The sequence below is a fragment of the Rhodomicrobium udaipurense JA643 genome (assembly GCF_000636015.1).
In the GTDB taxonomy this organism is placed as follows: Bacteria; Pseudomonadota; Alphaproteobacteria; order Rhizobiales; family Rhodomicrobiaceae; genus Rhodomicrobium; species Rhodomicrobium udaipurense.
The window spans coordinates 1-25,337 of record NZ_JFZJ01000045.1 but is presented as its reverse complement, the minus strand read 5'-3'; the positions used below and the strand labels follow the sequence as shown (position 1 = coordinate 25,337).

At 62.2% G+C, this 25,337-nt stretch carries 23 protein-coding genes; 14 read left to right on the top strand and 9 right to left on the bottom strand.

Going from position 1 to position 25,337, the window contains the following annotated elements; translation table 11 throughout:
• Positions 1 to 4 precede the first annotated feature (4 nt).
• From T281_RS08680 to T281_RS18735, 6 genes are all read right to left on the bottom strand, one after another.
• Entirely contained in the window at positions 5 to 355 is a 351-nt protein-coding gene (locus T281_RS08680) for a portal protein (RefSeq protein ID WP_476748447.1), read from the bottom strand.
• On the bottom strand, positions 250 to 1,917 hold the full coding sequence (locus tag T281_RS08675) for a portal protein (protein WP_037237284.1): 1,668 nt from the start codon (positions 1,915 to 1,917) through the stop codon (positions 250 to 252). The genes T281_RS08680 and T281_RS08675 overlap by 106 nt, the downstream gene beginning before the upstream one ends.
• A gap of 52 nt (positions 1,918 to 1,969) precedes the next feature.
• The gene (locus T281_RS08670; protein WP_052037279.1) at positions 1,970 to 2,638 is read right to left on the bottom strand and encodes an MAE_28990/MAE_18760 family HEPN-like nuclease; all 669 of its coding nucleotides are present in this window, start codon (positions 2,636 to 2,638) and stop codon (positions 1,970 to 1,972) included.
• Entirely contained in the window at positions 2,635 to 3,711 is a 1,077-nt protein-coding gene (locus T281_RS08665; RefSeq protein ID WP_037237280.1) for a DUF262 domain-containing protein, read from the bottom strand. Before T281_RS08665 ends, T281_RS08670 begins: the two co-directional genes overlap by 4 nt.
• Positions 3,712 to 3,786: 75 nt before the next feature.
• Positions 3,787 to 5,187, bottom strand: a complete 1,401-nt coding sequence (locus T281_RS08660; protein ID WP_037237277.1) for a DNA-packaging protein — start codon at positions 5,185 to 5,187, stop codon at positions 3,787 to 3,789.
• Positions 5,069 to 5,554, bottom strand: coding sequence for a hypothetical protein (locus T281_RS18735; RefSeq protein ID WP_155955177.1), 486 nt, complete (start codon positions 5,552 to 5,554; stop codon positions 5,069 to 5,071). The genes T281_RS08660 and T281_RS18735 overlap by 119 nt, the downstream gene beginning before the upstream one ends.
• Positions 5,555 to 5,976: 422 nt before the next feature.
• Between T281_RS18735 and parE the strand changes: the two genes are divergently transcribed.
• The gene (gene parE / locus T281_RS08650; RefSeq protein ID WP_037237274.1) at positions 5,977 to 8,052 is read left to right on the top strand and encodes a DNA topoisomerase IV subunit B; all 2,076 of its coding nucleotides are present in this window, start codon (positions 5,977 to 5,979) and stop codon (positions 8,050 to 8,052) included.
• 75 nt (positions 8,053 to 8,127) lie between these two features.
• Here parE and T281_RS08645 read toward each other — a convergent pair whose 3' ends face one another.
• Entirely contained in the window at positions 8,128 to 8,922 is a 795-nt protein-coding gene (locus T281_RS08645) for a hypothetical protein (protein WP_155955176.1), read from the bottom strand.
• A gap of 510 nt (positions 8,923 to 9,432) precedes the next feature.
• On the opposite strand from T281_RS08645, the gene T281_RS08640 reads away from it, so the two are divergent.
• Positions 9,433 to 10,599 carry a hypothetical protein gene (locus T281_RS08640; RefSeq protein WP_037237298.1) on the top strand — a complete coding sequence of 389 codons (1,167 nt, stop codon included), beginning with the start codon at positions 9,433 to 9,435 and terminating at the stop codon, positions 10,597 to 10,599.
• Between the two features lie 178 nt (positions 10,600 to 10,777).
• Here T281_RS08640 and T281_RS08635 read toward each other — a convergent pair whose 3' ends face one another.
• Positions 10,778 to 11,686: a PhzF family phenazine biosynthesis protein gene (locus T281_RS08635; RefSeq protein WP_013420854.1), complete on the bottom strand. Its 909-nt coding sequence runs from the start codon at positions 11,684 to 11,686 to the stop codon at positions 10,778 to 10,780.
• Positions 11,687 to 12,245: 559 nt separating this feature from the next.
• Here T281_RS08635 and T281_RS08630 point away from each other — a divergent pair.
• Together T281_RS08630 and T281_RS08625 are read left to right on the top strand one after the other, a co-directional pair.
• A complete protein-coding gene (locus T281_RS08630; protein ID WP_052037278.1) occupies positions 12,246 to 12,929 on the top strand; it encodes an outer membrane protein in 684 nt (227 codons plus the stop codon).
• A gap of 256 nt (positions 12,930 to 13,185) precedes the next feature.
• Positions 13,186 to 13,911, top strand: coding sequence for an outer membrane protein (locus T281_RS08625; protein WP_037237268.1), 726 nt, complete (start codon positions 13,186 to 13,188; stop codon positions 13,909 to 13,911).
• Positions 13,912 to 14,166: 255 nt separating this feature from the next.
• Here T281_RS08625 and T281_RS08620 read toward each other — a convergent pair whose 3' ends face one another.
• A complete protein-coding gene (locus T281_RS08620) occupies positions 14,167 to 14,919 on the bottom strand; it encodes an invasion associated locus B family protein (protein ID WP_037237265.1) in 753 nt (250 codons plus the stop codon).
• A gap of 337 nt (positions 14,920 to 15,256) precedes the next feature.
• On the opposite strand from T281_RS08620, the gene T281_RS08615 reads away from it, so the two are divergent.
• From T281_RS08615 to tilS, 10 genes are all read left to right on the top strand, one after another.
• A complete protein-coding gene (locus T281_RS08615) occupies positions 15,257 to 17,050 on the top strand; it encodes an extracellular solute-binding protein (RefSeq protein ID WP_245269191.1) in 1,794 nt (597 codons plus the stop codon).
• Positions 17,040 to 18,587, top strand: a complete 1,548-nt coding sequence (locus tag T281_RS08610) for a class I adenylate-forming enzyme family protein (protein ID WP_037237259.1) — start codon at positions 17,040 to 17,042, stop codon at positions 18,585 to 18,587. Before T281_RS08615 ends, T281_RS08610 begins: the two co-directional genes overlap by 11 nt.
• Positions 18,588 to 18,764: 177 nt before the next feature.
• Positions 18,765 to 19,445, top strand: a complete 681-nt coding sequence (gene tolQ / locus T281_RS08605) for a protein TolQ (RefSeq protein ID WP_013420849.1) — start codon at positions 18,765 to 18,767, stop codon at positions 19,443 to 19,445.
• Between the two features lie 23 nt (positions 19,446 to 19,468).
• Entirely contained in the window at positions 19,469 to 19,930 is a 462-nt protein-coding gene (gene tolR, locus T281_RS08600) for a protein TolR (protein WP_037237256.1), read from the top strand.
• 12 nt (positions 19,931 to 19,942) lie between these two features.
• Positions 19,943 to 20,989 carry a cell envelope integrity TolA family protein gene (locus T281_RS08595; RefSeq protein WP_037237254.1) on the top strand — a complete coding sequence of 349 codons (1,047 nt, stop codon included), beginning with the start codon at positions 19,943 to 19,945 and terminating at the stop codon, positions 20,987 to 20,989.
• A gap of 1 nt (position 20,990) precedes the next feature.
• Positions 20,991 to 22,298 (top strand): Tol-Pal system beta propeller repeat protein TolB, encoded by a 1,308-nt coding sequence (tolB, locus tag T281_RS08590; protein WP_037237294.1) that lies wholly within the window; start codon positions 20,991 to 20,993, stop codon positions 22,296 to 22,298.
• Between the two features lie 214 nt (positions 22,299 to 22,512).
• Positions 22,513 to 22,653, top strand: a complete 141-nt coding sequence (locus T281_RS18730) for a hypothetical protein (RefSeq protein WP_155955175.1) — start codon at positions 22,513 to 22,515, stop codon at positions 22,651 to 22,653.
• A gap of 294 nt (positions 22,654 to 22,947) precedes the next feature.
• Positions 22,948 to 23,457 (top strand): peptidoglycan-associated lipoprotein Pal, encoded by a 510-nt coding sequence (gene pal, locus T281_RS08585; RefSeq protein ID WP_013420844.1) that lies wholly within the window; start codon positions 22,948 to 22,950, stop codon positions 23,455 to 23,457.
• A gap of 183 nt (positions 23,458 to 23,640) precedes the next feature.
• The gene (gene ybgF / locus T281_RS17645) at positions 23,641 to 24,585 is read left to right on the top strand and encodes a tol-pal system protein YbgF (RefSeq protein WP_081796687.1); all 945 of its coding nucleotides are present in this window, start codon (positions 23,641 to 23,643) and stop codon (positions 24,583 to 24,585) included.
• A 375-nt stretch (positions 24,586 to 24,960) separates the two neighbouring features.
• A partial coding sequence (tilS, locus tag T281_RS08575; protein WP_245269190.1) for a tRNA lysidine(34) synthetase TilS occupies positions 24,961 to 25,337 on the top strand: 377 nt, incomplete at its 3' end.

Sequence of the window (25,337 nt, the reverse complement as noted above, 5' to 3'; positions counted from 1 at the left end):
CGCTCTAGATGGCGGCGGCGGGGCTTTCGGCTGCAACGGCCGTCGCCCGCAGGTCGGCTTCGGCTTTCGCGGCGTCGAGCGCGGCCTGCTGAGCGGCGGCCTCGGCCTTGGCGGCGTCCGCCCCGGACTTCGCGGCCATGCTCTGCGCACGTGCGAGTTCGGCTTCGGCAAGCGCCTGCTGACGTGCCTGCGCGGCCTGAGCCTCGGCCGATAGCGTCTCGCCCGTGACCTGCGGCGGCAACGTGCGCTTCAGCCGCGCAGCGATTTCGTCCGCACCCGGCCAGTCCATGTTCTTCGCGACGAGGTCGCCGGCGATGCCCGCCGCCTGCGGTACGGCGCGGATGAACTGGAGCATCGCGTCGGCGGCTTCCGAGCGGCGCGTGGCGTAAGCCGGCCCGATCTTCCGCGCACGTCGTAAATGCCTTGGCTGAGGTCGTTCAGCAGCATCGGCTTGCCGTCCACGCCCATCACGGCGGCGTTGATGCGCACCGGATCGTGGCTGTCGTCCTCGCGCATGATGCGAAGCGTGCGCTCGCTATCGTAGATCTTCGGCACGAGGTCGATCAACGCCTTGCCGAGATGATGCAGCGTCGCCATCAGATTATCCTGATAGTGCAGCGCCGCGTTGCCGCCCTGGCTTTCGCGCGCGCGGATGGCCACGCCCGAAATCTCGTTCGAGCGCGCGCCGAGCGCGGCGTCATAGATGCCGGTGGTGGCCTTCATCTCGTCGGCGGCGATGGCGCTTTCCTGCGTCAGCGCGGTCGGCACGCCCGGCGGCGGCTCGCGCGTCGGACGGCTGCCCGGTGCGTCCGGGTCCGGCTCATAGAGGAGATAGGGGCGCGTCACGGTGTTCTGCGTGTCCCACTGCGCCTTGAACTTCGCGATCATGGCGGGCGTTGCGAGGAACGGCGAGCGCGGCGCGAGCGCGATGGCTTCGGCCGCCGCCGAGCGCCAGAAATTGTAGAGCTGCTGCGGGTCGCGCGCGGCGCGGATGAGGCCGCTGCGGACGGTCTTCGTCTCCAGCGCCGTTTCGGCACCGATCACCGGGAAAATCGGGATGTAGCGCCCCGCCCAGGCGTTCGGGCCTTCCAGCACCTCGCTACCCGAGAGCAGATAGCGTTCCACCTTGTGCGAGCGGACCTTCCGCGTCGCCACGATGCCAAGGCGCGGCAGTTCCGCCGGGTCGACCTCGGTGATGTCCACCGTTTCGCCCCGCGCGAGCCGAGCGATGGTGCGAACGACCGGGCGCTTCACCCAGTATTCGCACACGCGCACGGCATCGCGGTTGGCCCAGAACAAGCCGCTTTCCGCGTTGCCGTCGGACGGCGTGTCGAAATCGGTCGCCGCCGCATGAGGGAAGCGCGCCTCGAATTCCTTCTTCCCGATCATCTCGGACACGAGGCAATAATCGGCATCGGCGCGGCTCGGCTCGATGGCCGCCGGGTCCCAGAACACCGAAAGCGGATGCTGGATGCGCCGGATCAGGATTTCCTGCTCGAACGCGTTGTCGTCCACATAGTCGGTGGCGAGGCGGAAATGGCCGATGCCGCACGCGACCGCGTAATGCACAGCGTGCGCGAAAACATGCGTCGCGTTCGAGCGATACTGGATGTGCCGGAACAGGCCGGAATAGATCTCCGCCAGCGCTTCCGTCGCCTCGCCGCCCGCCGGGATCGCCTTGATCTGCGGCGGGTTCATGCGCACGCTGTTCGCCACCTGATGCACGAATTGCGGCAGGCGGTTGATGGTGAGGCACGGGCGGCTCTGCGCCTCGCGTTGCTGGCGTACGGCGGCGGGCCACTGGTCGCCCGCGAGGAACTTCAGGTCGGTGAACGCATCTTCGCGGTTCTCGCGATCCTGTAGCCATGCGGCTTCGAGGCGCTCCCGCGCCTCCCGAACGATGTCGATTTGGGGCAAGGGAACCTCTTTGGCGCGTGACGCTTTAGTGCAAGTAGTGCCTAGAAAGCCACTACTTTTGAGATTGATTTTGCAGAGTGACGATGGCTGGGGCGATATTGAGGAATGTGCGACACTCTATAGCGTTGACAACACAAACGGCCAATTCGTGCATTACTAAAAGCGTCGCGTTCTCATAGCTCTGATATTCTTTCAGATCTTTAATGACCATCTTTTTTCCGTGAGCTATTTCGTTCCTTCGAGAAACCAGCCCTTTTATCAATGCCGCATTTTCTTCAAATAGATTACAATCAAGACCTATTGCCCTGTTGTTCTCTACGGCAAGGTTTGGCCATAGATTGCTTCGGGTTTCGAGCCTTTTTTCAAATTTAACCGCAGTCTTCAGGTGTGTCTGGAATTCATTCCGAATGAAAATCCAAATGCGATCCGATGATAGGTCGCTACGCAGTTTGTTAAACGCGTCTGCCATGGCAAGCTTCGCGAAATTCTCGTTAAGGTCTTCAATCGCGCAAGCCTCTTTCTCTATAGCATCCAACATCAGGTTCCAACAGAACAAACAAAAGCCTTCGTAGTGGGCGTACAGCATTGCCCATAGCGCGCGAAGCACAGCTCGCTGACGATCGCTCGCATGATCGGCGCTGGCGGCAAGAAGCTTTAGTGATGCAATCTCTGCCTCTCGCCATTTGAGATCCGCCTCAATTTGGTCGCTCCAGGCGCTCATGCTTCACGTATGGCGGTTGCAACTAGGGCAATCCTTTTAAGGAGCTTAGTCCTATTATTTGCTCCCGGCCCTGTAACGCTTCGAAATTCGCTTCCTTGTACAAGCGTATTTAGTTTTCTTTTTACTGTATCTGCGTCTCTCTGGCGCAACAGGTCGCGTTCTTGAAAACAACCAATAGTTATTGCTTCGTAATACGCTGGCGCTAGGCCACCGACAGGCGCAGCTCCCCGAAATTTAACAAAAGCTGTGACACCGAGTTTGTCGGATACTAAGTCAAACAGATCACAAAAGTCGCCTCTCTCGCTGTCGAGATTGAAGTCCAATCTTTTTAACAAGATAGACTCCATGTATTCATCAAGCCAATCTCTGATATTGCCACGGTACCCGTCTTGATAATTTTTTGCCGCGAAAAACCGCAAAACAAGTTCCTCATCTCCTTTCTGGTCTGCATCGACTTCACTGATTGTGCTCGTGGTAAGCTTGAAAGATGGATGATTGGTAAGATCCTGAAGAAACGCATAGAACTCCGCGCCACCTTCCCCAAGCATTCGCGATGAACAGTTTCTTATTTCTTGTGGGGATAATATAGACCCACCCGTATTAAGTCTCTTAAACATCTCATATCTTAGAAATGACTTACTTTGCCTTTTGATGACAATGGTGCGAAGGGATGAACGCTTTATTCTTAAGCGAAGGCTAAGAGGTAGGTCTTCGAATTTCTTGCCATTCAGATCCTTTATAATGTCGCATCCGCTCAATGTGAGCGGATCGAGGCTAAGAACCCTCGAATCAAAAAATTGAAGCACCGTACTTATACGCTGAAGACCATCGATCAGCTCATAAACACCGTTCGCGTTTTCGATGACAAAAATCTGTGGAATCGGAAGTTCCAGGAGAATTGACTCGACTAATCGCGATTTTTGCTCAACGGACCACCTGAATAATCTCTGGTATTCAGGTTGGATTATCAGTTCCTTGTTCTCGTGAAGGTTGGCAATCTCGCCGAAGCTCAAGTCAAGCGCTTCAGTCCGCACTTCCCCAATTTTTTGATCAATTTGCGTTTCAAGCGACATCTTTGTTCCTCGGCGATGTGTAAATAGATTACACCTTTCGCTCGGTTTACGCTAGAAATCCTCCCGGAATCAGGGCTACCCTAGCCATCCGCCGGGGGCGCCGCCGCGCTCGCCGTCCCACGTCGCGGCGTCGGGAACAGGGCGGATCATGCGCGGGAACAGGTCGGCCAGCGCCCAGACGAGCGCATCGACGCGATCAGCCGCACCGTCCCCCTCGATGCCGAAGGGCGTGAACTGCACCATCTGATCTTCCAGCGTCGGGAGCGCGCCGACATGGCTCACGCGGCCCTGCGCATAGAGCGCGGCGATAGGCTCCGCGCGCACGGTCTTGCCACGGGTCGCGCGCACGGCTCGAACCGGGAGCCCGCCACGCACCGCGCGCAGGACCGTTTCGACCATCGCGCCGCCTTGATTTATTTCAACCACCAGGGCGTCTGCTTCGTACCGGTCGAAGCCTGCGACCGCTTTCTGAGCCCAGCCCATTGGCCCTTGTCGGTTGGAGAGATCGTCAAGGACGTAGCCGCGGCCGTCTTCGCCGAGGCCACAGACGACAATCCCAGTTTCTGAAGTCTTATCACCCGCCCCGCTTGGGCGCGCCGCGGGGTCGATCCCCACCACAACACGGTCAAACCGGGGAAGCGGAGTTCCCCGAGCAATGCGGTGCTGATCCAGCAGAGATCGCGTCCAAAGAGCGCCAGCAACGTCGTCCAAGAGTTCTGCATTGATTTCCTGCCTCCCAAGTCTTGTTCCTTCGTAACTTCTCACGATCGTATTAAAGTAATTTTGCGCTAAGTTGGCGCGATTGTCATACGTGCTGCCGCGCGTCAAGACGACGCCATGGCCCTCTTTGCCGAGGAATTCGCGAATAATCGCAATAGGGCGTGGCGTTGTAGTCACAATCTGACGGGGGTCATGGCCGAGCCGGAGGCCGAATTGCAACATGTCCCAAGTTTCGCGTGCATAACGCCACTTCGCGAGTTCGTCGCACCACGCCGCGTCATGCTGGGGGCCGCGCAATTGATCCGGCTCCGTCGCATTATAGAGCATCGCGACCGCGCCGTTCGGCCAGGTGAGGCGACGCTTCGACGGCTCGAATTTCGGGCGAAAGCCGCGCGGATGGATGGCGAGAAGGCCGCTCGGCCCCTCCACGATCACGTCGCGCGCATCCGCCGCCGTCTCGGCCACAAGCGCGAAACGCGAATAACGCCCGGCCGCGAGCGGCGTCGGCCCGCAAACGCACGCGCGCACCCACTCCGCGCCGGTGCGTGTCTTGCCCGCGCCGCGTCCCGCCAGGATCAGCCATGTATGCCAGCCGCCCGGTGGTTCGAGCTGCTCGGGTCTCGACCAGAAGGCCCAATCAAACCGCAGGCTTTTCAGCTCCCTTGGCGTCAGTTGCGAGAGGAATTCCGCCCTCCGCTCCGGCGTCAGCGATGCGAGAAAGCTTGCGTTCCATTTCGTCGCGGAGTTGCTCGGCATTCACGCTGTCCTCCGGGTTTTCCTCGCGCAGCGGCGGAAGTTTGTCGCGGAAGCGCTTGCGGAAGCGGTTTCGCATCTGAAGTGCCCATCCGCTGGCATTCCACGTGCGCATGAACTGGCCCTTGCGGCCTGCCGCGAGCCACCACGCATATTCGAGTTCCTTGGCGCGGGTCATCGCATCGCGAAATTCCTCATGTGCCTTGGTCCAGGCGGTGAGCGTCTTCACGCTGACATGGAGCGCCGCCGCGATTTCGGCCTTGCAGCAGCCCTCGGCGGCGAGTTCCAGCACGCGATCGCAATAGGCCGCGTTGTATAGCGTCGGACGTCCGCGACCTCGCGGTCGCAAGACTTCGAGATCGGTGCCCATAAGACCTCGTAGGAGATGGCGGGAATGATTTCGGGGGTCAGCAGCTATCATCGGGACGATCTATTGTATCTGTCCCATTTGCGCTTGACGTCATCTGCAAGCGTTCTGCTACTATATTGATTGATAGGGGAAGTCACCGTCGCGACGCAAGAACAGCATTTTGCCTGCATTGCGGAGAAGGCCGATATAGCTAAGAAACGATAAACGCGCGCCAGCCTGAAGCGCAAGCGGCTCGCCCCGTCGCGGGGCGGCCTCGGCTCTTCGAAGCGACTTGCCCAGTGTTGAATAATCGGCAACTTCATGTGGCTTTGATACGGCTCCGTTCGGCTGCCCCTTGCCAAATCGGTCGCGTCTTGCAACCTTCCCTCCTCGCATCCGGTTGGATTCGCTGCGCCTTGTCGGCCTGGCGGAAGGGGAGAAGGATGACCAAGCTCAGCGCAGCGGTGACACGCGATCTTTTCGGCGAAGGCAGCGAGCCCGAAAAGCCGAAGGCGGGCGGTAGCGTGGCGCGTGGCGCGTCGCCTGCCGAAAGCTACACCGCAGCCGACATCGAGGTGCTGGAGGGGCTGGAGCCGGTTCGTCGGCGCCCCGGCATGTATATCGGCGGCACGGACGAAAAGGCGATGCATCATCTCTTCGCGGAGGTGATCGACAACGCGATGGACGAGGCCGTGGCCGGATATGCAAGCTTCATCGAAGTTGCGCTCGACGCCGACGGCACGCTTTCCGTCGCGGACAACGGGCGCGGCATTCCGATCGACCCACATCCGAAATATCCCGGTAAATCCGCGCTCGAAGTCATCATGACCACGCTGCACTCGGGCGGCAAGTTCAACTCGAAGGTTTACTCGACCAGCGGCGGCTTGCACGGCGTGGGTATCTCGGTCGTGAACGCGCTTGCTGAGAAGCTCGAAGTCGAGGTCGCGCGAAACGGCAAGCTTTACCGCCAGACATTCGCGCGCGGTCTGCCGACTTCCAAGCTGGAAGACGTTGGCGTTGTGCGCAACAGGCGCGGCACGACTGTGCGCTTCCATCCCGACCCCGAGATTTTCAAGGAGCGCGCCACGTTCCGACCGATCCGCATCTTCAAGATGGCACGCGCGAAGGCTTATCTTTTCGGCGGCGTGGAAATTCGGTGGAGCTGCGCGCCGGAGCTTCTGAAGGGCGATGCCGACGTGCCCGAGAAGGCCGTCTTTCATTTCCCCGGCGGTCTCCGCGATTTCCTTTCCTCGCGTATCGAGAAGCTGACGACCGTTACGAAGGACGTGTTCTCGGGGCGCGTCCAGAAGGAGGGCGGACACGGCAGCGTCGAATGGGCCATCGCCTGGATCGCGGACGACGACGGCTTCATGCAGTCATACTGCAATACCGTCCCGACCCCGGAAGGCGGCACGCACGAGGCGGGTTTGCGCGCGGCGCTTACGAAGTCGCTGCGCGCTTACGGCGAACTGACGAACAACAAACGCGCCGCGCAGGTCACCGCGGATGACGTTTTCGTCGCCTCCGGTGCGATGCTCTCCGTCTTCTTCCGTGAGCCGGAATTTCAGGGGCAAACGAAGGACAGGCTGTCCTCGGCAGAGGCCGCGCGTATCGTCGAGAACACGGTCAAGGATGCGTTCGATCACTGGCTGACCGCGTCGCCGCAGCAGGCGAACGGCCTTCTGGAATTCGTCATCGAGCGCGCGGAAGAGCGCCTTCGGAAGCGGCGAGAGAAGGAAACCCAGCGCCAAAAGGCGACGCGCAGGCTCAGGCTACCCGGCAAGCTCGCGGACTGCTCGAAGAACGCGAAGGACGACACCGAAATCTTCATCGTCGAGGGCGACTCGGCCGGCGGTTCAGCGAAGCAGGCGCGCGACCGCGCCACGCAAGCCATTCTGCCGTTGCGCGGCAAGATCCTGAACGTCGCCAGCGCCTCTCGCGACAAGCTCGCGCAGAACCAGCTTCTGTCAGACCTGACGCTCGCGCTCGGCTGCGGCACAGGCAAGCATTACATTGACACCGACCTCCGCTACGACCGCGTTATCATCATGACCGACGCGGATGTCGACGGCGCGCATATCGCATCGCTGCTCATCACGTTTTTCTATCGCCAGATGCCGGATCTGATCCGCAACGGCCACCTCTTCCTCGCGGTGCCGCCCCTCTACCGTCTCAGCCAGGGCGGCAAGACGGCCTATGCGCGCGACGATGCGCACCTCGCGGAGCTGAAGCGCACCGTTTTCAACGGACGCGGCAAGCTCGAAGTCAGCCGCTTTAAGGGCCTCGGCGAGATGATGCCGGCGCAGTTGAAAGAGACGACGATGGACCGCAAGAAGCGCATGATGCTCCGCGTCGAGATCGCGGGGCGGGGCGGCGACCTGAACGGCCTCGACACGAAGGCGGAAGAGACGGCGGCGGCCGAGGTCGTCGAGCAACTGATGGGGAACAAGCCGGAAGCGCGCTTCCGGTTCATTCAGGAGCGCGCCGCATTCGCCGAGCCGGAAGCGCTGGACATCTGATCGCGATTTTGTCGGCTAATGCCGCATCGAATGCACGCCGGTTGGCGCCTTCAATTAGGTCGGTATGCGTGATGCTCAAAGCCCGGGCCACGCGAAACTCGTATTGGCGAACATGCTTTTCGTTCTCGACGGGCGCTTCGACCCGCGCGATGCCGGGAGACGCTTTGCCTTGCCCGTGCTTGCACGCGGCGCTTTTCTGGACGCGCGACCGCGAGGCGCAACCGCATTGGTGCGCGGCGCTTGATCCGCTTGGCCGCCGAGGCTTGCCCAAGGTGGCAGATAGCCGTCCGTCGGGACATGCGTCGTTGCATTGACGCTCTCTGCCGGGCGCGTGTTGGCGACCGTCGCTAATGAGATCGTCACCGTTTGCATGTTGAGCGATGGCTGTGCATTGGCCGACTTCTCGTCGCGCTTAGCGGCCCGCAAGGCTGCGAGCAGGGCCTGCGTCGGTTCCTGCTTCTTCGCTCGGCTGAAGCGCTGCGCCGCCGAGCGAATGTCCTTCGTCCACGCCTTCGTGACTGGCCCTTCATATAGCCCAAGCCGCGAAAGCTCCTTGCCGATCGCCTGAATCAGTTCAGGTCGCGTCGTCGGAACGAGGGCAGCGCTCGCCTCGGATTTCACGAGCACCGGGCCTGACTGAACGGGGGGCTGTGTCGCGCCGGGCGGCTCCTGGTCCGCGCGCGCCTTCACTTCCTGGCCCGCTGTCGGCGTGCCCGTTACAGGCTGCGGCGTAGTCAGCTTTACCTGCGGATTCGGAGACGAGGCGGCCGTTCTGAGCGGTCGCGGCGGCCCGGCGCGGAACTGATCCGCCAGCATAGGCAACCCGATCAATGCCGCTACGCTGCAAAAGAGCAAGACAAGGGGGCGCATTCCATAAAACTCCTCGATGCGAGTTCAGGACCGACACCAGTTTCAACGGGCCCCTCCGGAATTCGATCCTGATACGCCCAATTTAATCTTCGGTTGCGACACCAAGAACTGCAACCCGTTTTTTTGAGAGATGACGGAAAAATTCGGTGAATAGCGCGTGGAAATCAATATAGAGGTCAATGATAGTAACAAACCCACCAGATCTTGTGGAGCGAAATTAATCCTCGCTTAACACTTCACGAATCATTAAAGCTGAGTGCGGGGGCCTAATTAAGCGCTTGATCTTGCGCCGGAAAGACTGCGAACCAGCGGCGGATCGCAACCTTCGCGGGAGATATCCCGTTTCGGAGCAGCAGGCGCGCACGGAAATGTGACTTCTGCCGGGTCTAATCGGCGCGTCTTTGCGGGGCGTGCCGCCCGGAATTTTGTATCACGTCAGACCGACAGAATTCGCTGGCCCCCTTTGCGATGGCGCCGCCAGCGGAGCGGCGCCCCATATGGGGGCAAGGCATGAGACACGTACTCGGTGTAGCAGGCGTAATGGCGGCGGCGATCCTTCTCATCGTCTCCGCCGCGATGAACTGGAAATTCGGATATACGCTCGGCAAGTCCGAGTTCGAGTCGCAGCTCTACGGCGGAGCGAGCGCTGCGGCTGACTGTTTCAAGGCGTTGCTGCCGTTCTTTATCTTTGCGGCGCTGCGCAATCGTAGTTACAGCCAGGCGCTCGGCGGCGCGCTTCTTTTCGTCGTGTGCTTTTCCTATTCGCTCTCGTCCTCGCTGGGCTTTGCGGCGCTCAATCGCGCGGACACGACAAGCCAGCGCGTGCTGAAGGTTGAGACGCATGCGGATCTTCGCTCCGAACTGGAGCGCGCCCGCACGGCTTTGACCGCGCTGCCTGAGCACCGCCCGTCCGGGACGGTCGCAGGCGAAATCGAGGCGTTCAAGCAGAATGGCCGCTGGATTTCGAGCGGTGAATGCGCGAACGCCACGGCCACGAAAAGCATGACCTATTGCGAGAGCTACTTCAAACTGAAGGCCGAGCTTGCGGTTGCGGAGCAGGCCGACAAGCTCGACGCGAAGGTTACGCAATTGCGGACGGAGCTCGGCGATCTGACCTCCGAGGCGGCGACCAAGGCCAGCGATCCGCAGAGCCAGATGCTTGCGGGGCTTACGGGATACAAGACGGAAGACGTGCAGACGGCGCTGACGGTTCTGATCGCGCTTCTCGTAGAACTGGGCGCAAGCCTCGGCTTCTACACGGCGTTCTCTTACTGGCGCATCTTCGACGTGAAGGGCTTGCCCGCGTCTGAGCCCGTTCGTGTTGCCATGCCGGTGCCAGCCTTCGCGCCCGCCCAGCGCCTTCCCGCGTTGGCGTTCGAGGAGGATATCGACCTGAAGCCCGCCCAGCCCAAGACGGATGCGGAGCTTTATTTCGATGAGCGCGTCGGCCGCGAAAACGGTTCCAGCGTCACGGCGCTCGCGCTTTATGACGATTATTGCCAGTGGTGCGAGGCGAAGGGCAAGCAGCCGCTTGGCCTGCCGATCTTCACGCGCCGTTTCAGCGATCTCGGCGTGCAGAAGGCGAAAGTTGCCGGACGCATCCGCTATATGGACGTGCGACTTCTGTTCTCGACCAACGACGACGATGGTTTGCGCGAGCTTTCGGCGGTTTCGTAAGGCACCGCAGCGATACAAGACGAAAAAGGCCGGGCGATTGCCCGGCCTTTTTGCGTTGAAGATCGAGCTTCGCCAAGCGGTCGGCTCGGTCGCCTCGCGATCAGACCAGTGGAGCTTTTGAATTTGACATTTGAGTCCCGGTTGCAGCGAGTGCAAATGTCGGAATCGGACCACTTGCCTACACGGACAGCTTTCCGCGCATGACGAGGCGGGCGAATCCGCCAATGCGCACGCGTCTCAGCTTGCGCGACGATATTTCGATTTCGAGTTTGATTTCGCTCGGGCGTCCCATCTCGATGCCTTGCTCGATGGCAAAGTCGGATGTGCCCTCGGGCAGAATGTCGAAGCGATGGATCACAGCCGAAAATGCAGCGGCCGCCGATCCGGTCGCCGGGTCTTCCGCCACGCCCAGTGAGGGCGAGAACATGCGGGCGTGAAACGATGCGTTGTGCTGGATGGTTTCGCGGCAATAGAGATAGACCTTGCCGCCGGAGCCATGGAAGGCCTCTTCCCAATGTTGCGCCACGATATGCGCGCGGCCCATCGCTTCGAGGTCGCGCACGGGGACGAAGGTGAAGGGAGTTCCCGCGTCGTATTGCGATGGCTTGTGATTGGCGAAGCCGATTTCGCCCGGCGCGAGGCCCAGCGCTGCCGCGATGCGATCATCATGCGCGGGCGCGCCGGAAAGCTCGGGCAACTTCGGCACATCGAATTCCGCGTAAGGGGCACGGCCGCGTCTGCCGACGACGCCGACGCGGATGCTGCCAATCTCCTCTTCCAGAACGATCAGGCAGTCGCAATCGGCGGCGGCGCCCGATATCCGGTCATCCGCGAGCTGGATCGCCACGCCGACGGTCGGATGACCGGCAAAAGGCAACTCGGCCGCCGGGGTGAAGATGCGCACATGAGCCGTATGGGCGGGCAATCGCGGCGGCAGCACGAACACGGTTTCCGAGAGATTGAATTCGCGCGCGATGGCCTGCATCTGCTCGCCCGAAAGTTCACCCGAGTCGAGGACTACGGCCAGCGGGTTGCCCGAAAGCGCCGAGGCGGTGAACACGTCCCACACTGCATATCGCCGTTCCATCAACCGGTCCCTGCTGACGTTCTGTCTAAGTTTCGAGCGAGAATAATCTATTTGGCTTGGGCGGGCGACCGGAAAAGGGATGTCTTGCCGATCCCGCGGAACTGGGCGCGCCGCAGTCCACCGCAAAAGCCGATGGTTGTTCGACCTGATCCGGCTCTGGCACGGTGCGGCGGCAATTTCGACCGTTGGTCTATTTCATTGAGTCGCGCGCCACACCAAAGAGCTGCATTTCGAAGCGGCTTCCCTCATTAATATGTGCTTCGGCACTGATGAGCGAGGCGCTTTGCCCGCTCCTGTTGCCTATATGCCACCCAAACCCATGCGCGAAATGCAAGTATACGGAATAATAACATACTGATATAATTATAAGATATCAATTTAACCGGCCAAAAGCTCTGGCATATCAGGCATGGTGCCGCTTGCCCGTAGCTTGTTGCGTCGCACTGCCTCGGAGACTAGTATCCCCCCTATCGAATGAAACGCAGGCACTGCCTAGGGCTGGTGGTGTCACGTGTGGTTCATACGTTGACAACACAGAAGACTAGATGGGGAACTTGAGATGAAACTTCTTTCCGGCATCGCGGGCCTGACGCTTGCTAGCGTCGTGGCTATCGCCTCTGCAAATTCGGCTGACCTTTATCGTGGCCAGGCTGGCGGTTACAAGGACGGCCCGATCGTTGCTCCCGTTGCGACCTGGACCGGCTTCTACGCTGGTATCAACGGCGGCTACGGCTGGGACGACGTCGACGCCCCCGTGAACTTCGATGGCGACTTCAATGGCGGCTTCGGTGGCGGCCAGATCGGTTACAACTGGCAGGGCGCTTTCGGCACCAGCCCGCTCGTGATCGGTATCGAAGCTGACATCCAGGGCTCGGGCCTTGGCGTTGAAGGTGTGCTTGCTCAGAGTGATGAGCTTAACCTGAACTACTTCGGTACGGTTCGCGGCCGCCTCGGCTACGCTCTCGGCAACACCCTCGTTTACGCGACCGGTGGTTTCGCCTACGGTGAGTTCGAATACAAGCTTCCGGGCGTCGGTTCGGCCAGCGATACCACGACCGGCTATGTCGTCGGTGGCGGTCTTGAGCACAAGTTCACGCAGAACATCTCGGGCAAGGTCGAATATCAGTACCTCGCGTTCGACGACGAGAGCTTCCGCGGTAGTGATCTTGAGTTCGGCGTGAACACGATCCGCGCTGGCCTGAACTACCACTTCGGCGCCACGGGCTACGAGCCCCTGAAGTAGGCTTCGGCTTCTTCTGGAATTACGAAAGCGGCGCCTTCGGGCGTCGCTTTTTTTGTCTGCGGCGATTACGGCGCGTTGCCCACCAGCGGTCGCTCAAGTTTCCGCGTCGGGAAACGCGTGAAGCCCGGAGTTCTTCTCTGTGGCAGGATTGTGCCTTGGCGGAAATGTTTTCCGCGTCAACCTCGGATGGCTGGCCTCGCCGATGCAATGAACTACAAAAGCATTGCGGGGCACGAGTAAGGCTGATTAGGGCGTTATGATAAAGGGTATTATTTTTGGCGCAGCGAGCGTGATCGCGATGATCGCGTCAGCGCAGGCAGCGGATATGTACAAAGGCGGCGGGGCTGGCGGCTACAAGGACGGACCGTATGTTTCGGCCGCGACGTGGACGGGCTTCTACGCTGGCATCAACGGCGGCTACGCATCGTCCGTTCACGACAATCAATATTCTTATACGGGGTTTGCCGGAATTCAGCCTGCGGGCGGTTTCGGCGGCGGTCAGATCGGCTACAATATCCAGAGTGCATTCGGCTTACCTTTTGTGATCGGCGTCGAAGCCGACCTCCAGGGCGCTGACATCAGCGACGAAGCCTTTGCAAGCTACACCTACGATAGCGAGCTTGAGTGGTTTGGCACAGTTCGCGGTCGTATTGGCTACGCGGCGGGCAACGCGCTCGCGTACTTCACGGGCGGCTTCGCCTATGGCAGCCTTACGGGCGGCGCGCGGGATGGCGGCGAAATCTACAAGTATGACGACACGGCCACCGGCTATGTCCTCGGTGGCGGCGTCGAATACAAGTTCACCTCGAAGCTTTCGCTCAAGGCCGAATATCAATATCTGAACTTAGGCAGAAACGTCCCGGTTCTCGGTGGCGACGATACGCTTGCCTCGGCCGGTTCGACGGTGAAGGACGACGCGTTCCACACCGTTCGCCTCGGTCTGAACTATCACGTCGGCTCAACCTATGAGCCCATGAAGTGAACTTGTCAGCTTGCGATCTTGGAGGCGGCGCCTTTTGGCGTCGCTTTTTTATTGCGCGCGCCTTCGCGGCGGAAAGGGCAATCCGCGCCGACAGTCGGGCGCGCTTTGCGGCCAGCTTGGCTTCGGTACGGGTTTCCGATTTCGACATCCTCTCTATCGGAGACCGATCGTTGTTCCCAAGAAGCGAATAAAAAAGCCCCGCCAAAGGCGGGGCTCGCGTCACGCGCCGCGATGGCGGCGCGTGTGAAGGGCGTGTTACTTCTTCGGAGCTGCGAGAGCAGCCGCACCCTGCGGGTTCTTCGCGGCAGCTTCCTGCTGAGCGCGAAGCGTGGCGAGGCGCTGCTTGATGACTTCCGCAATCTTCTGCTGATCAGAGTTGTACTTGTCGACCGGCACAGGCTGACCTTCGATAGCCTTGGCGAAGCCTTCGAGCGGCAGCGGAATGCTGAGCGCGCGGCCCGTCACGTCGATGCCGAGATACGCGATCTGCTTGCCCTTCTTCATGTCGTCGATCAGAGCAGGCTCGATGTTGGCTTCAGCGTAGCAGCCAGCCTGATCGCAAGTCGTGTAGGCGAGCTTGATCGGCTCCTTGTCGTCAACCTTCACGAGGGCTCCGGGGGGCAGGGCCGAACCGAGCGGCAGCATGGCGAGCATCTGCGGCTTCTCCTGCCCAGCGACCTGACGGACCGCGATCTTGCCGATGAGGATGGCAGTCGCGTTGTCGCGCACGTCAACCTGCGTAAGGCAGACGTTGACCTTCTTCAGGTCTTCCGGCTTCTGCTGCTTCGGCTGTTCGCCCGGCTTCGTGGCTTCGGCCACCGGGACGTCGATGCAGAGCTTGTACCAGATATCCGCAGGCTTCTGGTCGCCAGCGACCTGCTTCTGTTCCGTGGCGGCAGGCTTGGCCTTGCCCTTATCCTGCGCCATGACGCCGGTCACGCCGAGCGTGAGCGCCGACGCTGCGACGGCCCCGATCACCGCCGCTCTCGCGAGCTTTGTGAAAACCATTAACCCGAACCTTTCACTAAATCGTGTTGGCTGTTCCGAATTCCGCTGGCCCCTCTCCCGGACCGACTGTTGCTTGCATACTCGAAATTGAGGCATCTCCGTGACAGGTGCCGCTATGGGATGGGGAGCGGCGGCAAGAGTCGCTCTTTTCCGGGAAAGGGTTGCCCAAACGCTTTCTTTCTGGGAGTTTCGGCACTTGAGGGGGGTGGGCAAGCAGACGTAACCGAAGGAACCGAACGCCTTGCAAAGTGGAAAACCTGATTGTTTCGTTCGCGCACCGCGACCGAAAAGACACAGCGGCGCAAGGGTGGTCGCGGCGCTTTTTGCGGCTGCGCTGATGACCGTTCCGGCCGCAGCCGAACCGCGCGGCGGCATCGCCATGCACGATGCGCCGAAATATGCGGACGGCTTTACGAGCCTCGGCTATGTGAACCCGGCCGCGCCGAAGGGGGGCACGCTCCGGCTCGCGGTGCTCGGCTCCTTCGACAGCGTGAACCCGTTCATCATCAAGGGCGCGCCGGTGGCAGGCGCGCGCGAATACGTCTATGAGACGCTGCTCGCGCGAACCTATGACGAGCCGTTCTCGCTCTATGGTCTGATCGCGGAAAGCGTGGACACGCCCGAAGACCGCAGTTCGGTGACCTTCCAGCTGCGCCCGGAGGCGCGCTTCGCCGACGGAAAGCCGATTACGCCCGACGACGTGCTGTTCTCGTGGAAGCTGCTGAAAGAAAAGGGCCGCCCCAACCATCGCAGCTATTACTCGAAGGTGGTCAAGGCCGAGAAGATTGGCGAACGCGGCGTGAAGTTCACCTTCGACGGCGCCGACCGCGAGATGCCGCTCATCATGGGCCTGATGCCGGTGCTGCCGAGCCACGCTCTGACGCCGGAGAGCTTCGAGAAGACCAGCTTCGACAAGCCGATTGCGAGCGGTCCTTACGCGGTGGAGGAGATCGAGCCGGGCGCGAGCATCACCTACCGCAAGAACCCCGACTGGTGGGGCCGCGACCTGCCTTTCAATCGCGGGCAGTATAATTTCGAGCGTATCCGCATCGATTATTACCGCGACCGCACAACCATGATGGAGGCGTTTCGCAAGGGGCTATTCGACGTGCTGGGCGACAGCGATCCCATCGACGCGGTGCGCTGGGCGGATTCGTTCGATTTCCCCGCCGTGGAGAACGGCCTCGTCAAGAAGCTCGCCTTCGATGTGAACGTGCCCGCGCCCATGTCGGGGCTCGCGTTCAACACGCGCCGCGAGGTTTTCGCCGACAGGCGCGTCCGCGAGGCGCTGACCGAAGTGTTCGACTTTGAATGGCTCAACAAGATGCTGTATCGCGGCCTGTACGCGCGCACCGAGAGCTTCTTCGACCGTTCGGAGCTGTCCTCGCACGGCCGTGCCGCGACGGATGCGGAACGCGCGCTGCTCGCGCCCTACGCGGCCGAACTCGCGCCGGGCATCCTCGACGGCACCTTCAGCCAGCCCCAGACCGACGCCTCCGGCACGAACCGCGAGGGCCGCAAGCGCGCCATCCAGCTTCTCGACGAGGCTGGCTACGAGCTTCGCGACGGGCGCATGGTGTCGAAGGCGACGGGCGCGCCGCTCACCTTCGAGATGATCTGCGTCAGCCGCGAGCAGGAGCGGCTGCTTCTCGCCTATTCGCACGCGCTTGCGCAAATCGGTGTCGAGGGCCGCGTCCGCTTGATCGACTCCGCGCAGTTCCAGCGTCGCGCGACATCCTTCGACTTCGACCTGATGCAAACGACATGGGCGTCATCGCTATCGCCGGGCAACGAGCAGAGCTTCCGCTGGTCGAGCGCATCGGCGAAGCAGGACGGCAGCTTCAACTATGCGGGCGTCGAGAGCAAAGGCGCGGACGCAATGATCGCGGCGATGCTTTCGGCGAAGACGCGCGCTGAGTTCGTGGCCGCCGTGCGCGCGCTCGACCGCGTGCTGCTCTCGGGCCGTTACGCCATCCCGCTTTACTACGCGCCGAAACAGTGGATCGCCGCGTGGGCGCAGTTGCGCCAGCCGCCGGTTTCGACGCTCTATGGTGCGCGGCTCGAAACCTGGTGGGCCGAGCCATCGAAAAGCGCGGCAACGGGCGCGGGGACAACGGAAGGTGAGCGCTAACGGCTATCGCGGGGAGCTTCCGCCGCGCACCCTCAACATGGCGAAGTATGTGCTGTGTGCGGGCGCTGCGGCGAGAGACAAGACCGCGCTTGTGGTGATCCACGATCCGGCGGGGCGCGCGGCCGAAACGTGGACTTATCGCGCGCTCGAAAGCGCCGTGCTCCGCGTGGCGTTCGAGCTTCGGGCGAAGCGGCGCCTCGCGCCGGGTAGCCGCGTGCTGATCCGGCTCAGGAACCGCACGCCCTACGCGCTTGCGTTCTTCGGCGCGATCGCGGGCGGCCTCGTGCCCGTCCCGGCCTCGCCCGACCTCACCGCGCGAGAGCTGGGTTTCCTGCTCGACGACAGCGACGCGGCGGCCATCGTGCTGGACGACACGCTTCCGCATGGAGATTTTGCGCCGGGCCTCGCGGTGGTGACGGAAGCGGCACTTCTCGCCGCCATCGACAGCGGCCCGGAAGGCGCTTTCGCAGACACCGCCGCCGACGATCCGGCGTTCCTGATCTACACCTCGGGCACCACCGCGAACCCGAAGGGCGTGCTCCACGCGCACCGAAGCGTCTGGGGCCGTCGCCCGATGTATGGCGGGTGGTACGGCATCACGGCGGCGGATCGGCTGTTGCATTCCGGCGTTATCAACTGGACCTATGCCATGGGGACGGGGCTTTCCGATCCGCTGGCGAATGGCGCGACCGCGCTGCTCTACACCGGCGAGCGACACCCCTCGATCTGGCCGGGGCTGATCCGGGCTTTCGATGTGACCATCTTCGCGGGCGTGCCGGGGCTCTATCATCAGATCATGAGGCAGGCGAGCGGCGACCGCCTCGACCTCGCGCGGCTGCGTCACGGGTTGACGGCGGGCGACACGCTTCCCGACGCACTCGAAGCGGAGTGGTGCGAGCGCACCGGCACAAGGCTTTACGAGGGGTTCGGCCAGACGGAGCTTTCGACCTACCTTTCCAACGCGCCGGACTTTCCGCGAAAGCCGGGCACGGTGGGGCGTGCGCAGCCGGGGCGCTGCGTCGCGATCCTGCCGGAAGACCGCGGCGATACACCGTTGCCGCCGGGCGAGGCTGGCATGATCGCCGTGCATCGGAGCGACCCCGGCCTCATGCTCGGCTATTGGCAGCGCCCGGACGAAGAGCGCGAGATGTTTCGCGGCGAGTGGTTCACGGGCGGCGATCTGGGCCGCATCGACGAGGACGGCGCTATCGCCCATCTCGGCCGCGCGTCGGATCTCATGAACGCGGGCGGTTATCGCGTTTCGCCCGTCGAGGTGGAAGCCGTCCTGCGCGAACATCCGCTGGTGGCCGAAGCGGGGGTCATCGACGTGCCGCAACCGCATGGCGGAACCGCGATCACTGCGTTCGTCGTCGCTCGCGAAGGCGGCGCGGATTTTTCCGCCGAACTCGCCGCCCGCGCGGAAGCCAGCCTCGCCGCCTACAAGCGCCCGCGCCATTACGTGTTCGTCGAGCGCCTGCCGAAGACGCCGAACGGCAAGCTGAAGCGCTCGGACCTCAAAAATCCTCGGCCGCTGTGAAACCGCCCGGTACGGCGCCGTTACAGTTCGAAAAACTGTCACCAGCTTTGTGGCGAGGAATCCTCACTTTGGACAATCTTCGCGCTAAACCCTTCGATAAACCCCACAAGCAAGGTTGCAGCGTGAGATTGAAGCCTCCACGTCTGCCTTGAACGCGGCCATAGAATTTCAGCGGATATGACGCCAGCAAGCGATTTCTCATTCCTCGGCCTGTTCCTTCAGGCTCACCCCGTCGTGAAATTCGTCATGATCGGGCTCATTCTGGCGTCCGTCTGGTGCTGGTCGATCGTGATCGAGAAGACCATCGCCTTCCGACGCGCGAAAAAACAGACGGAAGAATTCGAGCGCGTGTTCTGGTCCGGCCAGTCGCTCGACGAGCTTTATCTGGCCATGCCACAGAAGCCCACAAGCGCCATGGCGGCGCTGTTTCAGGCGGCAATGCGCGAGTGGCGACGCTCCATCGACGGTACGGCGAAACCGTTGCCGGGCGTCCAGATGCGGATCGAGCGCGTCATGGAAGTGACGATCACGCGCGAGATGGAGCGGCTCGAAGCGCGGCTTCTGTTCCTCGCGACCGTCGGCGCGGTGGCGCCCTTCATCGGCCTGTTCGGCACGGTCTGGGGCATCATGACGGCGTTCCAGGGCATCGCGGCGAGCAAGAATACCAATCTCGCGGTGGTCGCGCCGGGCATCGCGGAAGCTCTGTTTGCCACCGCGCTCGGGCTTCTCGCCGCCATTCCGGCCGTGATTTTCTACAACGCCTTCCAGCAATCGGCGTCGCGGCTGGCGCAGCGGCTCGAAGGCTTCGCCGACGAATTTTCCGCGATAGTCTCGCGCCAGCTTGATCTGAAAACGTAAGCGCGGCGACGAGAGGTTCTGTCATGGGTATGTCATTGCAGGCGGGAGCGAGCGGTCCGTCCGGCGCAAGGCGGCGGAGGGGGCGGAAGCATAAGCCCATGGCCGAGATCAACGTGACGCCGTTCGTCGACGTGATGCTCGTGCTGCTGATCATCTTCATGGTGGCCGCGCCGCTGCTGACGGCCGGCGTGCCGGTGGACCTGCCGAAGAGCGAGGGCGCGGCGCTTCAGAGCGACTCGGAGCCGCTGACGCTCACTGTAGATCCGCAGGGCCGCATCTTCATTCAGGAGACGGAAATTTCGTTCGAGGGGTTGCAGGCCAAGCTTCAGGCCATCACCGAAGCGCGCAAGGGCATGGATGAAGCGATCTATGTGCGCGGCGACAAGACGACGAACTACGGCGAGTTGATGCGCGTCATGGGACGAATCGCGGCGGCGGGTTACAAGAAGCTTTCGCTCGTTACCGAACTCGACGACAAACGCTGACGAGAGGATATCGTGCGCTACGGCCTGATCGGCTCCGTCATCTTCCATCTTTTGGTCTTCGGGCTGGTGATCTTCAACTTCGCCAGCAGCGGGGAGAAAGATGTGCCGCCGCCACCGCCGATTTCGGTTGAGATCATGTCGCCGAAAGATTTCAGCGAACGGCAGCAGGGCAAGGTCGAGGCGAAGGCGCAAACGCCCGCGCCGCTCGCAGAACTGAAAGCGCCCGAAGCGCCCGCAACCGCGAAAAAGGAAGTCGAGCAGAAGCCGTCGCCGAAGGTGACGGAGAAGGAAGCGCTCGCGCCGCCGCCTCCGAAGGCCGAGCCGACGCCCGCGCCTCAGCCGAAGCCCGTCGAACAGGCGAAGGCGCAGCCCGCTCCCGCGCCCGAAAAGCCGGTCGAAAAGCCGAAGCCGGTCGTCAAGAAGGAGCCGCCGCCGAAGCCAAAGGCCGAGGTCGCGGCGAAGAGCGAGGATCGCCCCAAGCCCGCCGCCGAGAAGCAGCCGGAGCGCAATTTCGATCCAAGCCACATCGCGTCGCTCATCAAGAAGGATCAGCCGGCGGAGACGCGTTCGCAGACGTCGCGCTCGACCATGGATACGCAGCCCGCGAAGACATATTCCGACCGGCAGACGGCCGTTCTCAACCGCGATCCGAACGCTGGCGCACCCTCCGGCGATTACGAGCCGGGCAGGCCGTGGCGCCCCGCAAGTTCGCTTCAGGATCAGGCCATGGGTGTGCCGCAGGCGCATGGCGCGATGAATGCGGGCAGTTGCGCCGACCTCGTGCAAAGCCGCATCGAACAGAACTGGGATCTGCCGCTCGGCGCCGCGCTGGGGGAGATGGGCCTCGTGCGCCTTCACATCGAGCTGAACCGCGACGGCACCTTGATTCGCCCGCCAATGGTGATGGATGCGCCGACATCGCCGACCGGGCAGGCTATGGCCGACGCCGCCATTCGCGCGGCGATGCGCGGCGCGCCGTACTCCATTCCTCCCGCGCAGTACGACCGCTGCCGCGATATGGTTCTTCGTTTCAACCCCCGCGACATGTATGGCGGCTGAGATGATTTCCCGCAGATTGACGACTTTGCTCGCAGCCTTCTTCGCGGCTGCCATTTTCGCGCCCTCGCTCGCCTCCGCACAGGTGGAGGTGGAAATCCGGCGCGGGCAGGTGCGTGCGATCCCTATCGCCGTGGCCGATTTCACGGGCGATCCGGTCGCCGCCGAAACGGCGCAGGTCGTGACCGCCGATCTCCAGCGCTCGGGCCTGTTTCGCCCGGTTCCGAACTCCGCCTTCATCGAGCGCGGCGCGAATGTCGACACGCCTCCGCGCTTTCAAGACTGGAAGGTTCTCAACATTCAGGCGCTGGTCGTCGGCCGCGTCACCGATGCGGGCGACGGGCGTCTCAGGGGCGAATATCGGCTCTGGGACGTGATGACGGGCCGCCATATCGCGGGCGAGCAGTTCTTCATTCCGCGCAACACGTCGCGCCGCCTCGCGCATATCATCGCCGACGCAGTCTACGAACGCCTCACGGGCGAGCGCGGCTATTTCGACAGCCGCGTCGTGTTCGTGGACGAATCCGGGCCCAAGAATCAGCGCGTGAAGCGCCTCGCCATCATGGACCAGGACGGCGCGAACCTCCGCCTTCTGACGCAAGGGCGCGAACTTGTGCTGACGCCGCGCTTCCATCCGCTCTCGCAGGAGATCACCTACACCGCCTATCGAAACGGCGAGCCGCGCGTCATGCTGCGCAACATCATGACCGGGCAGGAGGAGGTGCTGGGCGATTTCCCGAACATGTCGTTCGCGCCGCGCTTCTCGCCGCAGGGCGACCGCGTGGTGATGAGCCTTCAGGAGGGCGGAAATTCCTCGATCTTCGAGATGGAGCTGCGCTCGCGCCGCATGGCCCGGCTCACGCAAAGCTCGTCCATCGACACCGCGCCATGCTATTCGCCGGACGGCCGCCAGATCGTCTTCGAGTCCGATCGGGAGGGAAAGCAGCAGCTCTACGTGATGAACGCGGACGGCTCCGGCCAGAGGCGGATCACCTTCGGCGACGGACGATATTCGACGCCGGTCTGGTCCCCGCGCGGCGACCTCATCGCTTTTACGAAGCAGGTGCCGGGTGGTTTCGCAATCGGTGTCATACGCCCCGATGGGACGGGAGAGCGCGTCCTGACCGAGGGTTATCACAATGAGGGGCCGACGTGGTCGCCGAACGGCCGCGTGATCTTGTTCTTCCGCGAAAGCGGCGGCGCGAATGGCGGCGCGAAGCTCTTCAGCATCGACCTGACCGGCTACAACGAGCGACAGATGCCCACGCCCTCTTTTGGCTCCGACCCGGCCTGGTCTCCGCTTTTGAAATGAGGCCGGGTTTCCAGCATCCGCTTAGAGCACAATTTTTTCCACACGTTTCCCCCGAACGGCATCCGGGTTGCGCCCCGCCTCAGCAGTACACGTGCCTTTTTCGCACCAGACGCGACGCAATCAAAGGCGCTCGCCTGGCTGCTCCTTGATCGCAAATGTCCACAAAAGGTCATCCCTATGTAACGGCTTTGGGGCCGCTATCGAGGAGAGAGAAATGAAGGGCTTGAAGGGAATCATGGTCGTGACGACGCTCGTCGCGGCGGCCGCTGTCCTCAGTGCTTGTGAAAAGCAGATCGACGAACCGCCGCTGAAGTTCGGCGCGGGCGACGTGACCGTCGAAAAGCCCGCTCGCTAAAAACCGCTAGCCAGAGCTGTTCCGCATCGAAACGCGAATACTCTGGCCGAGCGATTCGGCGCGTTCGTGAAGCGGTTTCGCTCACTCGAAACGCTCCAAGACAGGACGTTCGGCATGCCAGGCGCCGTGAGCGGGCTCCGCGATCACGGCACATTTCGCTTTTTTCTCTTTTTTGTGCCGAATTTTGTTGCAGGTCACAAAACGGCCCGAGAAACAGTTTGTTTGGTAAGCATTCCGTTACGATTTCCCGGGCAAACTCGCGCTCAAGTTGTGCTCGATTGGAGAAAAATCTGAATGCGACCGCGTCTCGGTTCCCTGTTCGCCGTCCTTTTCATGATCGCCGCCGCGGTCTCTCTCTCCGGCTGCGACAAGAACGCACCTGGTGCGGGCCTTGGCCTTGGCGCTGGTGGCGGAAACTATCCGCCGGGCAGCAAGCAGGAGTTCAATGGCAAGATCGGTGACACGGTCCGCTACCTCACAGACAGTGCTGAACTCTCGCCGGACGGCCAGCAGATCCTGAACGCTCAGGCTGTCTGGCTCAGGCAGTACACGAACTTCCCCATCACCATCGAAGGCCACGCGGACGAGCGCGGCACTCGCGAATATAACATTGCGCTCGGCGCCAAGCGTGCCGAGACGACGAAGAACTTCCTCATCGCGCAGGGCATCAGTCCGCAGCGCATCCGCACCATCTCCTACGGCAAGGAGCGACCTGTCGCCGTTTGTGACGACATCTCGTGCTGGTCTCAGAACCGCCGCACGGTGACGGTGCTCGAAGGGGGCGGCTCGGTGGCATCATATTAACGAGGCGGCATATTAACGAGACGGCACGTCGCGCTTCCGGACGAAAGGGAGCGCGCGCGTCAACTTGCTGCGCGTGTGTGAAACAAATCGTTAAAAATTGCTTAACTCAAAGCGGTTGACAGCCCGGCCGCGTCGTCCCAGAAGGATGCAACCGCCGCCAAGCGAACCAGCGAGAGCGCCACCATGAGACGCATTATTGCTGCATCCGTCCTCTCTCTTGCCTTAGCCGTGCCGCTCGCAGGCGCCCAAGCCCAGACGCGCGATAACACGGCACAGCGCGTCGATCGCCTCGAAGAACAGATCAACAACTTGCAAAGCGTCGTCACGGCCGTCGAGTCGCTGGCGAAAAGCGGCGGCGGCGCTGGCTATGGCGCGACGGCGGGCGGTGGCGCGAGTTCTGCCGATCTCAGCCGCCTTTCGGCGCAGATCGCGGATCTGACACAGCGCATCCAGCGCCTCGAAGCGCGCCTCGCGTCCGCTTCGCCGGGCGCTGACCCGACGCAGCCCCGGACCGAGGCGGCTTATAATAATACCTTCACGCCAGCGGCTGGCTTCGAGGCGAAGGAGCCGTTGAAGCCTCTCGGCGAACCGGTTGCCACGCCCGATCGATACGGCGCGGCGCAACCTTCGCAACCGGCCGACGCCTTCCCGCGCCGCCAGACCGCCAGCGCCGGACAAGCGGCCTCCCCGGTCGCGCCTCGCATCAGCACAGACGCAACGCCCGCCGCGCTTCCTGCTTCGGGCGGCGCGCGCGCGCTATTCGAGCAGGGCACGGGCGCGCTCAACCGGCGCGAATATTCGGCAGCCGAGACCTATTTCCAGCAGGTTGTCGACCAATATCCGAACGATCCAGTTGCCGGGCCCGCCTATTATTGGCTCGGCGAAACCGCATTCGTCAGCGGCGAATATCGCACGGCGGCCGACCGTTTTCTGAAGACGTTCACCGCCTATCCCAACACCGAGCGGGCACCGGAAGCGCTTCTGAAGCTGGCCATCTCGCTTCGCAGGCTGGGCGAGAAAGCCGCCGCCTGTGACTCCTTCGCGGAATTGCAGCGGCGCTATCCTCAGGGGCCCAAAGCCGTGCTTCAGCGCGCGGAAGTTGAGAAAAAGCGGGCGGAATGCAGTTAGCGCCATCCGACGAAGTGGCGGCCTGAGGGGCATCCGCGCTGCTGCCTGTGACGCGCGAGTCTCGCCCCGGTGGATCGGCCCTTTCCCCTTTGTAGCCGCCTCTTTTTTTATATAAGCATAAATATTGCCAATCAGAGCCGGTTCCGATCTGATCAGGCTTGCTTGCACCTGATCGGTTCCGGCTCCGGGCGTCCCGCCGTACCGCGCATTCCAGGCGGTCGCGGCTTGATGGGGATCAAATCGCTTATTTCCGGAGTGTGGCGACGCCGATCCACTTCGACGACGCCAAGACAGGCGAAACGGCGGCGATGAAACGACGGTAGGACAGTGCGGAGTGTTATAAACGATAGCGAAATCAGGAAGGCCTTCGCCTTGGTGGAGGCATCCCCTGCCCTCGTGCTTGCAGTGTCCGGCGGCCCCGACAGCATGGCGCTGATGCATCTCGCGCGGCGCTGGACGACGCTCGCGAGCCGGCAGGCCGCCACCATCACGGTCGCGACCGTCGATCATGGGTTGCGCCCCGAAAGCGCGGAGGAAGCGACCTTCGTCAAGGCGCACGCGCGCGCTCTCGGCTTCGAGCACGTGACACTCGTGTGGAGCGGCGAGAAGCCCTCGGCCGGCCTTCAGGCAACGGCACGACGCGCTCGCTACGCCTTGCTCACGGCACAGGCGCGGGTTAACGGCGCGAGCCTTCTCACGGCGCACACCCGGGACGATCAGGCGGAAACGCTCATCATGCGGCTTTCGCGCGG

Excerpts from the sequence above, each read along its gene's own strand:
- tolR (WP_037237256.1), top strand. The coding sequence starts at position 19,469 with ATGGGTATGTCATTGCAGGCGGGAGCGAGCGGTCCGTCCGGCGCAAGG.
- T281_RS08660 (WP_037237277.1), bottom strand. The coding sequence starts at position 5,187 with ATGCCGAGCAACTCCGCGACGAAATGGAACGCAAGCTTTCTCGCATCG.
- parE (WP_037237274.1), top strand. The coding sequence starts at position 5,977 with ATGACCAAGCTCAGCGCAGCGGTGACACGCGATCTTTTCGGCGAAGGC.
- T281_RS08645 (WP_155955176.1), bottom strand. The coding sequence starts at position 8,922 with ATGCGCCCCCTTGTCTTGCTCTTTTGCAGCGTAGCGGCATTGATCGGG.
- tolQ (WP_013420849.1), top strand. The coding sequence starts at position 18,765 with ATGACGCCAGCAAGCGATTTCTCATTCCTCGGCCTGTTCCTTCAGGCT.
- T281_RS08670 (WP_052037279.1), bottom strand. The coding sequence starts at position 2,638 with ATGAGCGCCTGGAGCGACCAAATTGAGGCGGATCTCAAATGGCGAGAG.
- T281_RS08615 (WP_245269191.1), top strand. The coding sequence starts at position 15,257 with ATGACCGTTCCGGCCGCAGCCGAACCGCGCGGCGGCATCGCCATGCAC.
- T281_RS18735 (WP_155955177.1), bottom strand. The coding sequence starts at position 5,554 with ATGGGCACCGATCTCGAAGTCTTGCGACCGCGAGGTCGCGGACGTCCG.
- ybgF (WP_081796687.1), top strand. The coding sequence starts at position 23,641 with ATGAGACGCATTATTGCTGCATCCGTCCTCTCTCTTGCCTTAGCCGTG.
- T281_RS18730 (WP_155955175.1), top strand. The coding sequence starts at position 22,513 with ATGAAGGGCTTGAAGGGAATCATGGTCGTGACGACGCTCGTCGCGGCG.
- pal (WP_013420844.1), top strand. The coding sequence starts at position 22,948 with ATGCGACCGCGTCTCGGTTCCCTGTTCGCCGTCCTTTTCATGATCGCC.
- T281_RS08630 (WP_052037278.1), top strand. The coding sequence starts at position 12,246 with ATGAAACTTCTTTCCGGCATCGCGGGCCTGACGCTTGCTAGCGTCGTG.
- tolB (WP_037237294.1), top strand. The coding sequence starts at position 20,991 with ATGATTTCCCGCAGATTGACGACTTTGCTCGCAGCCTTCTTCGCGGCT.
- T281_RS08625 (WP_037237268.1), top strand. The coding sequence starts at position 13,186 with ATGATAAAGGGTATTATTTTTGGCGCAGCGAGCGTGATCGCGATGATC.
- T281_RS08620 (WP_037237265.1), bottom strand. The coding sequence starts at position 14,919 with ATGGTTTTCACAAAGCTCGCGAGAGCGGCGGTGATCGGGGCCGTCGCA.
- T281_RS08680 (WP_476748447.1), bottom strand. The coding sequence starts at position 355 with ATGCTCCAGTTCATCCGCGCCGTACCGCAGGCGGCGGGCATCGCCGGC.
- T281_RS08640 (WP_037237298.1), top strand. The coding sequence starts at position 9,433 with ATGAGACACGTACTCGGTGTAGCAGGCGTAATGGCGGCGGCGATCCTT.
- T281_RS08635 (WP_013420854.1), bottom strand. The coding sequence starts at position 11,686 with ATGGAACGGCGATATGCAGTGTGGGACGTGTTCACCGCCTCGGCGCTT.
- T281_RS08665 (WP_037237280.1), bottom strand. The coding sequence starts at position 3,711 with ATGTCGCTTGAAACGCAAATTGATCAAAAAATTGGGGAAGTGCGGACT.